This is a genomic window from Streptomyces sp. P6-2-1, from assembly GCF_050613165.1.
In the GTDB taxonomy this organism is placed as follows: Bacteria; Actinomycetota; Actinomycetes; order Streptomycetales; family Streptomycetaceae; genus Streptomyces.
Window position 1 is genome coordinate 5,171,295 of the sequence record NZ_CP192513.1, and the last position, 11,743, is coordinate 5,183,037.

General features: G+C 72.6%; 6 protein-coding genes. 1 reads left to right on the plus strand and 5 read right to left on the minus strand.

Annotated elements, in window-relative coordinates; all coding sequences use genetic code 11:
- The first annotated feature begins 103 nt into the window (after positions 1-103).
- On the plus strand, positions 104-2,419 hold the full coding sequence (locus ACQYWQ_RS22190) for a HelD family protein (protein WP_431036887.1): 2,316 nt from the start codon (positions 104-106) through the stop codon (positions 2,417-2,419).
- A 47-nt stretch (positions 2,420-2,466) separates the two neighbouring features.
- Here the strand turns inward: ACQYWQ_RS22190 and ACQYWQ_RS22195 are convergent, their stop codons facing one another.
- The 5 genes from ACQYWQ_RS22195 to ACQYWQ_RS22215 all read right to left on the minus strand — a co-directional run bounded on the left by ACQYWQ_RS22195 (position 2,467) and on the right by ACQYWQ_RS22215 (position 11,443).
- Positions 2,467-3,165, minus strand: coding sequence for a DUF4232 domain-containing protein (locus ACQYWQ_RS22195; protein ID WP_431036889.1), 699 nt, complete (start codon positions 3,163-3,165; stop codon positions 2,467-2,469).
- Between the two features lie 105 nt (positions 3,166-3,270).
- The gene (gene glgB / locus ACQYWQ_RS22200; RefSeq protein ID WP_431036891.1) at positions 3,271-5,706 is read right to left on the minus strand and encodes a 1,4-alpha-glucan branching enzyme; all 2,436 of its coding nucleotides are present in this window, start codon (positions 5,704-5,706) and stop codon (positions 3,271-3,273) included.
- Between the two features lie 76 nt (positions 5,707-5,782).
- Positions 5,783-7,381 carry a maltokinase N-terminal cap-like domain-containing protein gene (locus ACQYWQ_RS22205; protein WP_431036893.1) on the minus strand — a complete coding sequence of 533 codons (1,599 nt, stop codon included), beginning with the start codon at positions 7,379-7,381 and terminating at the stop codon, positions 5,783-5,785.
- Positions 7,382-7,721: 340 nt separating this feature from the next.
- The gene (gene treS, locus ACQYWQ_RS22210; protein WP_431036895.1) at positions 7,722-9,446 is read right to left on the minus strand and encodes a maltose alpha-D-glucosyltransferase; all 1,725 of its coding nucleotides are present in this window, start codon (positions 9,444-9,446) and stop codon (positions 7,722-7,724) included.
- Positions 9,443-11,443: an alpha-1,4-glucan--maltose-1-phosphate maltosyltransferase gene (locus ACQYWQ_RS22215; protein WP_431036897.1), complete on the minus strand. Its 2,001-nt coding sequence runs from the start codon at positions 11,441-11,443 to the stop codon at positions 9,443-9,445. The genes treS and ACQYWQ_RS22215 overlap by 4 nt, the downstream gene beginning before the upstream one ends.
- Positions 11,444-11,743: the final 300 nt, after the last annotated feature.

Consider the following 11,743-nt stretch of genomic DNA (forward strand, 5'->3'; position numbering starts at 1 on the left):
TGAGGCCGGGGCGTTTCGACGCGTATATTGGGCAATTCCGTGCAGCACGAATAAGGGCACGCGGAAGTGCATGTACTCGAATATTAACGGGCAGGGAGCAGTCTTGTCAAACGAGACCGGCACGGCCGGGAACGGTCAAGAGGAGCGGGGCCAGGAGGAGCTGCGCGCCGAGCAGGCGTACGTGGATCTCCTGCACGAGTGCCTCGACGCGCTCAGGGACCGGGCCGCGGGCGCCGCGGAGGACGCCCTGCGCCCGGTCGGCAAGGGGCACCAGGCGCAGCTGGAGCGCTCGATCGCCGCCTTCGAGTACGGCAGGACGCTCGCCGAACTCGACGGCATCGAGGAAGGACTCTGCTTCGGCCGCATCGACCAGCGCGACGGCGTGACCCACCACATCGGCCGCGTCGGCCTGCGCGCCGAGGACGCCGAGCGCACGCCGCTGCTCATCGACTGGCGCGCCCCCGTCGCGCGCCCCTTCTACCTCGCCACCGGGCTGCGCCCGATGGGCCTGCGCCGCCGCAGGCACCTGACGACCAAGGGCCGCACCGTCACCGCGCTGCACGACGAGACCCTGGACATCGAGGAGAGCGCGCCCGGCGCCTTCGAGAACCCGAGCGGTGACGCCGTGCTGCTCGGCGCGCTCAACGCGGCGCGCACCGGCCGCATGAGCGACATCGTCCGCACCATCCAGGCCGAGCAGGACGAGATCATCCGCGCCCCCCATCGCGGTGTGCTCGTCGTCGAGGGCGGCCCCGGCACCGGCAAGACCGCCGTCGCGCTGCATCGCGCCGCGTACCTCCTCTACGCGGACCGCGAGCGCCTGAACCGCAGCGCGGTCCTGATCGTCGGCCCCGGCGGCGCCTTCCTCAACTACATCGGCGAGGTCCTGCCCTCGCTCGGCGAGACCGGCGTGTGGCTCGCGACGCCCGGCGAGCTGTACCCGGGCATCAAGGCGACGGGCACGGACACGCCGCGCGCGACCGCGGTGAAGGGCGACGTGCGCATGGCGGACGTGCTCGCGAAGACGCTCGCCGACCTCCAGGCGCTGCCGGAGCCCGTCCTGGAGATCGCGCACGAGGACTACGGAACGCTCACCCTCGACCGCGAGACCGCCGCCGAGGCGCGCGAGCGGGCCCGTAACGCGCTCGTGCCGCACAACCTCGCGCGCCCCCACTTCGCCTTCCGCGTCATCGACGCGCTCACCGCGCAGCTCGCCGACCGGCTCGGCGCCGACCCCTTCGGGGGGCCCAACTTCCTCGACCCCACCGACGTCGCGGAACTCGGCAAGGAGATCGCGGCGAGCCCCGCCGTGCAGGCGGCGATCGACACGCTGTGGCCCCGGCTCACACCGGAGAAGTTCCTCACCGGCTTCCTCGCCGCACCGGACGCGGGCGGGCACCTGCCCGCCGAGGACGCCGACGCCATCCGCCGCGCCCCCGGCACTTGGTCGGGGAGCGTCTTCACGCCCGCGCCGTGGACCCCCGCCGACGTCCCGCTCCTCGACGAGGCCGCCGAACTCCTCGGCGAGGACGACAGCATGAGGCGCGCCGCCGAGGCGCGGCGGCGGCGCGAGGAGGCCGCGTACGCGCAGGGCGTCCTCGACGTCGCGGCCGCCTCGCGCACGTACGAGTTCGAGGACGAGGAGTCCGAGGTCCTCGGCGCGCAGGACATCGTGGACGCCGAACGGCTCGCCGAGCGGCACGAGGAGCGGGACCGGCGCAGCGCCGCCGAGCGCGCGGCTGAGGACCGCACGTGGGCCTTCGGGCACATCATCGTGGACGAGGCGCAGGAGCTGTCGGCGATGATGTGGCGGCTGCTCATGCGGCGCGGCCCCAACCGCTCGATGACCCTCGTCGGGGACCCCGCGCAGACCGCCGACCCGGCCGGCTGCCGCTCCTGGGACCGCATCCTCGCCCCGTACGTCGGCGACCGCTACGCCTACCGCCGTCTCGACGTCAACTACCGCACCCCGGCCGAGATCATGGATGTCGCCGCCGCGGTGCCGCGCGCCACGGACCCGGACTTCGCGCCGCCGCGCTCGGTCCGCTCGACGGGCGTACGGCCGTGGGCGCGCGCGTACGAGGCGGAGGGACTGCCGCGCGCGGTGGGCGAGGCGGCCGCGCGCGCGACCGAGGACGAGGGGCGCGTCGCGGTGATCGCGCCGCGCGAGCTGCACCACGTCCTGCTCCCGCACCTGGCGGGCGCTTCGGCGGGCGAGAGCCCGGATCTGACCAGGCCCGTCGTCCTGCTGACGCCGCGCCAGTCGAAGGGCCTCGAATTCGACGAGGTGCTGGCCGTGGAGCCGCAGCGGTACGAGGAGTCGGACCTGTACGTGGCGCTCACCCGGCCCACGCAGCGGCTCGGCCTCCTGCACAGCGAGCCGCTGCCCGAGGCGCTGGCCATAGCGCTCAAGGCCTGAGGCGCGAGGGCGGTCCCTTCCCCGCGCGGCGGGGACCGCCCGGGCGCTCAGTACCCGATCGGGTCCACGAAGGTGCCCGGGTGCGTGGCGCCCGACTGGTCGAGGATCGCGCCGCCGAACTCCCAGGGCAGCGTGATGTGCTCCGTCTCGTCCGGGAGCGTCATGACGACGTCCTGCGGGACGAAGGTCCTCGCCTCGGGGTCCGTCGACGGCATGACGGTGAACTTGATGGCGGCCGTGTCGTCGCCGGGCTTCAGGGTGATCAGGTCGGGCCGGTCCCCGGAGCGGGCGAGGTCCCAGCGCTCGCCCTTGGCGCTCACGAGCTGGACGCCGGGGAAGCCCTTGAGCGTGCAGCTGCGCTCGCCGTGGTTCGTGAGCCGCACGGTCACGGACTGCTGGTACTTCTCCTGCTCCATGTCGGGCTTCCCGCCGTGCGGGGCGTGGAAGTCGAAGTTCAGCTCGCTCGTATCGCAGTGCGCGCCGCGCGGCTTCGCCTGCTCGGTCGGCCCGTTGATCCCGTCGTCGTTCTGCCCCTTCTCCTGCGGGGCGGCGCCCGACGCCGCGCCCCGGCCGCCGTCGTCCTCCTGCGAGGCGTCCTGCGCGGGAGCGCCCCCGCTCGGCGTCGCGGCGGACGCCGCCTTCGGCGAGTCGTCACCGGAGTCGCAGGCGGCGACCCCGGCCCCCAAGGCGAGCACGGCGAGGGCGGCGGCGGTGGTACGGGCTGCGCGGGGGGTGAGGAGCGACATGGGATCTCTTTCCGTAGCGATGCGTACGGTCTCTCTGATGATCACCGCCCCCCGCGCAGTTCACGAAAAACTGTCAGGGCCCTGTAACAGCGAGGACGTGCCTGGTCAGGACCTCCGCAGCCACACCGTCGCGAGAGGCGGGAGGGTCAGCTCCAGGCTCTGCGCGTGCCCGTGCGCGCCGGTCGGCTCCGTGGTCGCGCCGCCCTCGGGGGTGGCCGCGACGCCCCCGCCGCCGTAGCGCGTCGCGTCCGTGTTGAGGGCCTCCGTCCAGTGGCCCTCGGGGGCGCCGACGCGGTAGTGCTCGCGGACGACGGGCGAGAAGTTGCACACCGCGAGGAACGGGGTGCCCTCGTGGTCGTAGCGGAGATAGGCGAGGACGTTGTCCTCGGCCGCGTCGCCGACCACCCAGGCGAAGCCCCCCGGGTCCGTGTCGCGCTGCCACAGCGGCGGCGTCGCGGTGTAGACGGTGTTCAGGTCGCGCACGAGGTGCTGCACGCCGCGGTGGTCCCCTGCCGCCTCGTACGCGGGATCGAGCACCCACCAGTCGGGCCCGTGCGCCTCCGACCACTCCGAACCCTGCGCGAACTCCTGCCCCATGAAAAGGAGTTGCTTGCCCGGGTGGGACCACATGAAGCCGAGGTAGGCGCGCGCGGTCGCGCGGCGCTGCCACCAGTCGCCCGGGATCTTCGAGACGAGCGCCTGCTTGCCGTGCACGACCTCGTCGTGCGAGATCGGCAGCACGTAGTTCTCGCTGTACGCGTACACCATCGAGAACGTCAGCTCGTTGTGGTGGTACTTGCGGTGGACGGGCTCCTTCGCGAGGTATTCGAGCGAGTCGTGCATCCAGCCCATGTTCCACTTCAGGCCGAAGCCCAGGCCGCCGAAGCCGCCGGGCCCGCTCCGGTCGGTCGGGCGCGTGACGCCGTCCCAGGCCGTCGACTCCTCGGCGACCGTGACCACCCCCGGGTTGCGGCGGTAGACGGTCGCGTTCATCTCCTGGAGGAACCGCACCGCGTCCAGGTCCTCGCGCCCGCCGTACGCGTTCGGCGACCACTGCCCGTACTCGCGCGAGTAGTCGAGGTAGAGCATCGAGGCGACCGCGTCCACGCGCAGCCCGTCGATGTGGAACTCCTCGCACCAGTACGTGGCGTTCGCGACGAGGAAGTTGCGCACCTCGGTGCGCCCGAAGTCGAAGACGAGCGTGCCCCAGTCCGGGTGCGAGGCCCGCTGCGGGTCGGCGTGCTCGTAGAGGGGGCGGCCGTCGAAGTTCGCGAGCGCCCACGCGTCGCGCGGGAAGTGCGCGGGCACCCAGTCCATGAGGACGCCGATCCCGGCGCGGTGCAGGCTGTCGACGAGGAAGCGGAAGTCGTCGGGCGTGCCGAGCCGCGACGTCGGCGCGTAGAAACCGGTGACCTGGTAGCCCCAGGAGCCGCCGAAGGGGTGCTCGGCGATCGGCATCAGCTCCACGTGCGTGAAGCCGAGGTCCTTCACGTAGGCGGGCAGTTCCTCGGCGAGTTCCCGGTACGTGAGTCCGGGCCGCCACGAGGCCAGGTGCACCTCGTAGACCGAGAACGGCGCCTCGTGCACCGGGCGGTCGCCGCGGTGCGCGAGCCACTCGGCGTCACCCCACGCGTACGCGGACTCGTCGACGACCGAAGCGGTCGCGGGCGGCACCTCCGTGCGCCGCGCCATCGGGTCCGCCTTGCGCACGTGGTGGCCCTCGGGCGTCGTGATCTCGTACTTGTACAGCTCACCCGCCCCGAGCCCGGGCAGGAACAGCTCCCACACGCCCGTCGCGCCGAGCGAGCGCATCGGGTGCCCGGTCCCGTCCCAGTAGTTGAAGTTCCCGATGACGCGCACCCCTTGCGCGTTCGGCGCCCACACCGTGAACCGCGTCCCCACCACGCCGTCCCGCTCCATGACGCGCGCGCCGAGCGCCGTCCACAGCTCCTCGTGCCGTCCCTCGCCGATGAGGTGCAGGTCCATCTCGCCGAGCGCGGGCAGGAAGCGGTACGGGTCGTCGACCGGCGCGCCCTCTCCCTCGTCGTACGCGACGAGGAGCCGGTACGGGGCACCGGGCCGCGTCCCCGCCGGGAGCCGGCCCGAGAAGAAGCCGTCCCCGTCGGAGTGCAGCGGCACCCGCGCCTCCTCGCCTCCGCCGAGCAGCACCGTCACCGCCCGGGCGTGCGGCTTGAGGACCCGTACGACGGTTCCCGCGCCGCCCTCCGTGGGGTGCGCGCCGAGCACCGCGTGCGGGTCGTGGTGCGCCCCGGCGAGCAGCCGCCCCCTGTCCCAGGCGCTCACCGCGTACGGCGACTCGGGCGCGGGCCGCCGCAGCGACTCGTCGGCGGGTTCGTGCGCGGGCGCGGGGACGGGGGGCTTCGCCGCGGGGGCCTGCGGCGCGGCGTCCTGCGGCGGGAGGTCCTGGGGCACGGCCTCGTGCGGTACGGCCTCGTGCGGTACGGCGTCCTTCGGCGGGGTGGCCGGTCGGCGGGGCTTCTTGGCGGCGGGGCGGGACGAGGACGAGGAGCGGGGGGTCACGGGTAAAACCTCCTGGGGCCGGTGCGGGTCGAGCGGAGGGTGGGGGGAGGGGAGCAGGGGCGGGTGCCCCGGCGGGTCACAGCAGCTTGGTGGTCCGGCGTCCCGTGCCGGGTTCCTCGCGGGACGCGGGCGACTGGCGGGCGGGAGCGACGTGGCCGGGATCGGGCGGCGGCACGGGCTCCGCATCCGGCACCGCACGCGTCTCGCGCGTCTCGCGCACCTCCCGCGTCTCGCGCGCCCCGCGTACCTCCCGCGCTTCCCGCGCCTGCGAGTCGCCCGCGAGCCGCGCGATCGCCGCGAGCGGTACGGGGAGCCAGTCGGGGCGGTGCCTGGCCTCGTACAGGACCTCGTACACCGCCTTGTCCGTCTCGTACGCGGTGAGCAGGTCCGCGTCCTCGCGCGGGTCGCGGCCCGCGATCTCCGCGTACCCCTCGCAGTAGGCGGCGCGGCAGGCGCTCGCCCACTCGGGTGCCCACGGCTCGTGCGAGCGGGCCGCGTAGTCGAAGGAACGCAGCATCCCGGCCACGTCCCGCACGGGCGGGAAGGCGCGGCGGCGCTCGGCGAGCGGCCTCGCCGGCTCGCCCTCGAAGTCGATGAGCGACCAGTAGCCGTCCGCCGAGCGCAGGCACTGCCCGAGGTGGAGATCGCCGTGCACGCGCTGCGCGGTCCACGTCCTGCCCTCGCGGCCCGCCCGGCCCAGGCGCGCGAAGGCGGTGCGCAGCCCCGGCACGTACGGCCGCAGCTCGGGCACCGCCGCTGCCGCCTCCTCCAGGCGCCGCGTCATGGCGTCGGCGAGCGCGGCGAGCCCCTCGGGCCCGAGCGTCAGGGCGGGCAGCGCCCCCGCGAGCGCGGTGTGCACCTCGGCCGTCGCCCGCCCGAGCGCACGCGCCTCCGCGGTGAAGTCCTCACCCGCCGCGAGCCGCCGCAGCGCCAGCTCCCAGCCGTCCTGCGAGCCCTTCAGGAAGGGCTGGAGCACGCCGAGCACGTACGGCTCGCCGCCCGCGCCGCCCGCGGGCTCGGCCTGCATCCACGCGACGGGCGCGGGCACCCGCGCGCAGCCCTGCCGCGAGAGCACGAGGGGCAGTTCCAGGTCAGGGTTGGCGCCCGGCACGACCCGCCGGAAGAGTTTGAGGATGAACGTATCGCCGTACACGAGCGAGGAGTTGGACTGCTCCGAGCCGAGCGGCCTCGGGGCGAGCCCGGTCGGGATCGTGACCCGCGCGTCGCGCCCGAAGCGCAGCTCGCCGAGGCGCCCCGGCAGCCGCATGCGTTCCAGCAGCAGTTCGGCGGGGCGCGGGTCCTGGAGCGCCTCGTAGACGGTGTGCCCGGCGAGGGGCCCCGCCTCCGGGCGGCCGATGAGCGCGTGCGCGAGGTGCGGGGGCAGTTCGGCCCGTACCCCCAGGAACAGCTGGTAGCAGTCGCCCGGGCGGTCCGCTTCCTGGTCGGCGCGGACCAGGAGGTGCAGGAGCCCGGGCGTTCCGGCGCGGCCGCCGCGCCAGGGGAGCAGTTCGGTGAGCGAGACGAGGGTGAAGCCGGTGACGGGGCGGCCCTTGCCGGCGAACCAGCGCTGCCGGGGCAGCCAGCCGCGCAGCAGCGGGTCGAGCGAGGCGAGCAGTTCCCCCGCGTCAGGGACGGGGCTGGGGGAAGGGACGCGCGTCCTTGGGGCATCCGACATGGCGGCGGTCGTGTCCTTTCCCCGGGTACACCAGCAGGTTCACGCGCCCCGCGCGAAGCGGTAAGACCCTGGCGCGCAGGCCCCACGGTGACCGGTGGGGCAGTAGGGAAGTTCCGTACGGTGACGGGCCGTTCGTCCGCCGGCCCGTCGATGGTGCCGGTATTCCGGGAGGGTGCCCGGGGTGGGACACAGTATGCGGGTCGGGACCCAACGGACGTACGGGTCTGGTACGGGATTTCCCTGGCCGAAACCATACGGGTACGTGCCGGTGGCGGCGACCGCAGCGCCGCGGCCCCGCACGCGTGTCGCGGCCCCCGCGCGGGGCGGGGGCCGCGCCCGTTCAGCGCTCGGCGGGGTCCTTGCGCAGCCGGAACCAGTAGAAGCCGTGGCCCGCGAGGGTGAGCAGGTACGGCAGTTCACCGATCGCGGGGAAGCGCACGCCTCCGATGAGTTCCACCGGATGGCGGCCCGCGTAGGCCCGGAGGTCCAGCTCGGTCGGCTGGGCGAAGCGCGAGAAGTTGTGCACGCACAGCACCAGGTCGTCCGAGGTCCCGTCCTCCGAGCGCAGCTCGCGCAGGAAGGCGAGCACCGCCGGGTTCGAGGACGGCAGTTCCGTATACGAACCGAGCCCGAAGGCCGGGTTCTGCTTGCGGATCTCGATCATCCGGCGGGTCCAGTGCAGGAGCGAGGCGGGCGCCGACATGGCCGCCTCGACGTTCGTCACCTGGTAGCCGTAGACCGGGTCCATGATGGTCGGCAGGAAGAGCCGTCCCGGGTCGCAGGAGGAGAAGCCCGCGTTGCGGTCGGGCGTCCACTGCATCGGCGTGCGCACCGCGTCGCGGTCGCCGAGCCAGATGTTGTCCCCCATGCCGATCTCGTCCCCGTAGTAGAGGATGGGAGAGCCCGGCAGCGAGAGCAGCAGCGCCGTGAACAGCTCGATCTGGTCGCGGTCGTTGTCGAGGAGCGGCGCGAGACGGCGGCGGATGCCGATGTTGGCGCGCATCCGCGGGTCCTTCGCGTACTCCGCGTACATGTAGTCGCGTTCTTCGTCCGTCACCATTTCGAGGGTCAGCTCGTCGTGGTTGCGCAGGAAGATGCCCCACTGGCACCCGGCGGGGATCGCCGGGGTCTTGGCGAGGATTTCGGAGACGGGGTAGCGCGATTCGCGCCGTACCGCCATGAAGATGCGTGGCATGACCGGGAAGTGGAAGGCCATGTGGCACTCGTCGCCGCCCTTGGAGAAGTCGCCGAAGTAGTCGACGACGTCCTCGGGCCACTGGTTGGCCTCCGCGAGGATCACGGTGTCCGGGTAGTGCGCGTCCACCTCGGCCCGTACCCGCTTGAGCATCTCGTGCGTCGCGGGCAGGTTCTCGCAGTTGGTGCCCTCCTCGGCGTAGAGGTAGGGGACCGCGTCGAGGCGGAAGCCGTCGATGCCGAGGTCAAGCCAGAAGCGCAGCGCCGCGATGATCTCCTCCTGCACCGCCGGGTTCTCGTAGTTGAGGTCCGGCTGGTGCGAGAAGAAGCGGTGCCAGTAGTACTGCTTGCGGACCGGGTCGAAGGTCCAGTTGCTCGCCTCGGTGTCGACGAAGATGATGCGGGCGTCGCTGTACGCCTTGTCGTCGTCGGCCCAGACGTAGTAGTCGCCGTACGGGCCTTCGGGGTCCTTGCGGGACTCCTGGAACCACATGTGCTGATCGCTCGTGTGGTTCATGACGAAGTCGATGATGACGCGCATGCCGCGCTGGTGCGCGGCGTCCACGAACTCGACGAAGTCGGCGAGGTCGCCGAACTCGGGGAGCACGGCGGTGTAGTCGGAGACGTCGTAGCCGCCGTCGCGCAGCGGGGACTGGAAGAACGGCGGGAGCCACAGGCAGTCCACGCCGAGCCATTGCAGGTAGTCCAGCTTCGCTGTGATGCCTTTGAGGTCGCCGACGCCATCGCCGTTGCTGTCCTGGAAGGACCGGACGAGGACCTCGTAGAAGACGGCGCGTTTGAACCAGTCGGGATCACGGTCCTTGCGCGGGGTGTCCTCGAACGTGTCGGGGACGGGCTCGTTGACGATCATGATGCGGGTGACCCTCCGATCAGCGGGGACGGTCGCAGGGTGAACACGTGCGCGGGCGTGGTGCCCGGCTCAAGGCGCACGTAGTTGGCCCTGCCCCAGTGGTAGGTCTCGCCGGTGAGCGCGTCGCGCACCGGGACGGTCTCGTGCCAGTCCAGGCCGAGCGCCGGCATGTCCAACGAGATCGTGGCCTCCTGGGTGTGGTGGGGATCGAGGTTCGCGACCACGAGGACGACGTCGTTGCCCGCCCGTTTGGAGTACGCGATGACCTGGTCCTGATCCGCGTGGTGGAAGTGCACCCGGCGCAGCTGCTGGAGCGCGGGGTGCAGCCGGCGCAGCCGGTTGAGCGTCGTGATCAGCGGGGCCAGCGAGCGTCCCGCGCGCTCGGCCCCCTCCCAGTCACGCGGCCTGAGCTGGTACTTCTCCGAGTCCAGGTACTCCTCGGAGCCGGGCCTCAGCGCCTGGTTCTCGTACAGCTCGAAGCCCGCGTACACCCCCCACGTGGGGGAGAGCGTCGCCCCGAGCACGGCCCGCGTCGCGAAGGCGGGGGGCCCGCCGTGCTGGAGGTAGCCGTGCAGGATGTCCGGCGTGTTGACGAAGAAATTGGGCCGCATGACCCACGCGGATTCACCCGCCAGCTCCTGCGCGTACTCCGTCAGCTCCTGCTTCGTGTTCCGCCAGGTGAAGTACGTGTACGACTGCTGGAAGCCGACGGCGGCGAGCGTCCGCATCATCGCCGGGCGGGTGAACGCCTCCGCCAGGAAGATGACGTCGGGATCGCGCCCGTTGATCTCCGCGATCACCTTCTGCCAGAACACGACCGGCTTCGTATGCGGATTGTCCACACGGAAGATCCGCACCCCGTGGTCCATCCAGAAGCGCAGGATGCGGCACGTCTCCGCGATCAGCCCCGGCATGTCCTTGTCGAAGGCGATCGGATAGATGTCCTGGTACTTCTTCGGCGGGTTCTCGGCGTACGCGATCGAGCCGTCGGGGCGGTGGTGGAACCACTCCGGGTGCTCCTTGACCCACGGGTGGTCGGGCGAGCACTGGAGCGCGAAGTCGAGCGCGATCTCCAGCCGCAGCTCCTTCGCCCGCGCCACGAACGCGTCGAAGTCCTCCAGGGTGCCCAGGTCCGGGTGCACCGCGTCGTGCCCGCCGTCCGCGGAGCCGATCGCCCACGGCACGCCCACGTCGTCGGGGGCCGGGTCCAGCGAGTTGTTGCGGCCCTTGCGGTGCGTCGTCCCGATCGGGTGGACAGGGGGCAGGTAGACGACGTCGAAGCCCATCGCGGCGACCGCGGGAAGCCGCTCCGCCGCTGTCCGGAAGGTCCCCGAACGGCTGTGCCCTTCGGCGGTGACCCGCGCGCCCTCGGAGCGCGGGAAGAACTCGTACCACGAGCCGACGAGCGCTCTGCGCCGCTCGACGAGCAACGGCAGCGGCTTCGACGAGCTGACCAGCTCGCGCAGCGGGTGCCGGTCCAGGACCTCCACCACCTCGGGCGCGAGCGCGGCCGCGAGCCGCTGCCCCGGGGTGCGCGAGGTGTCGCGCAGCGCGTCGGCGGCCGCGAGCACCACCTCGCGTCTGCCGTCCTGCTTGGGGACCTTGCGCGCGGCCCGCTCGTGGAGCAGCGCGCCCTCTTCGAGGACGAGCGCGGTGTCGATGCCCGCGGGCACCTTGATGCCCGCGGCGTGCCGCCAGGTGGCGAGCGGATCGCTCCAGCCCTCCACCTTGTACGTCCAGCGGCCCTCGACGTCCGGGGTCACATCGGCGCCCCAGCGGTCGGTGCCGGGCGCGAGTTCCCGCATCGGGGTCCAGGGGCCCGGACGGCCGTCAGGGGACTTCAGGACCACATTGGCGGCGACCGCGTCATGGCCCTCGCGGAAGACGGTGGCACTGATCTCGAAGGTCTCGCCGACGACGGCCTTGGCGGGCCTGCGGCCGCAGTCGACGAGCGGGGACACATCCAGCACGGGGATGCGGCCGATCGGGGTTTTCACGGCATCACCTGGTGACGTAGCGGGTGCGGGTGCGGGTGGTGAGGCGGCACGGCGTGGCTTCGGGGGTGCGTCGCGTACGGGCTGTACGGGCCGCCCGCGACCCACGGCTCGTCCGGGCCGTACGTCGCGCGCGGGCTCCTCGGGGCCCGCCTGCGCCTTCGCACCGTCTATCGGCAGCGCCGAGCCGTCCGTTGACCGGGCCTTCACCCGATTCGCTCGCCGGCGTCCCTGAGGCATGGCCGCTCCTGTCCGCGTTCACCCGAGTGGGCGGATGAAAAGGGGGTGCTGCGGTGGGCTACC

Coding starts and splice junctions, on each gene's coding strand:
- ACQYWQ_RS22195 (WP_431036889.1), bottom strand. CDS start 3,165: ATGTCGCTCCTCACCCCCCGCGCAGCCCGTACCACCGCCGCCGCCCTC.
- ACQYWQ_RS22205 (WP_431036893.1), bottom strand. CDS start 7,381: ATGTCGGATGCCCCAAGGACGCGCGTCCCTTCCCCCAGCCCCGTCCCT.
- treS (WP_431036895.1), bottom strand. CDS start 9,446: ATGATCGTCAACGAGCCCGTCCCCGACACGTTCGAGGACACCCCGCGC.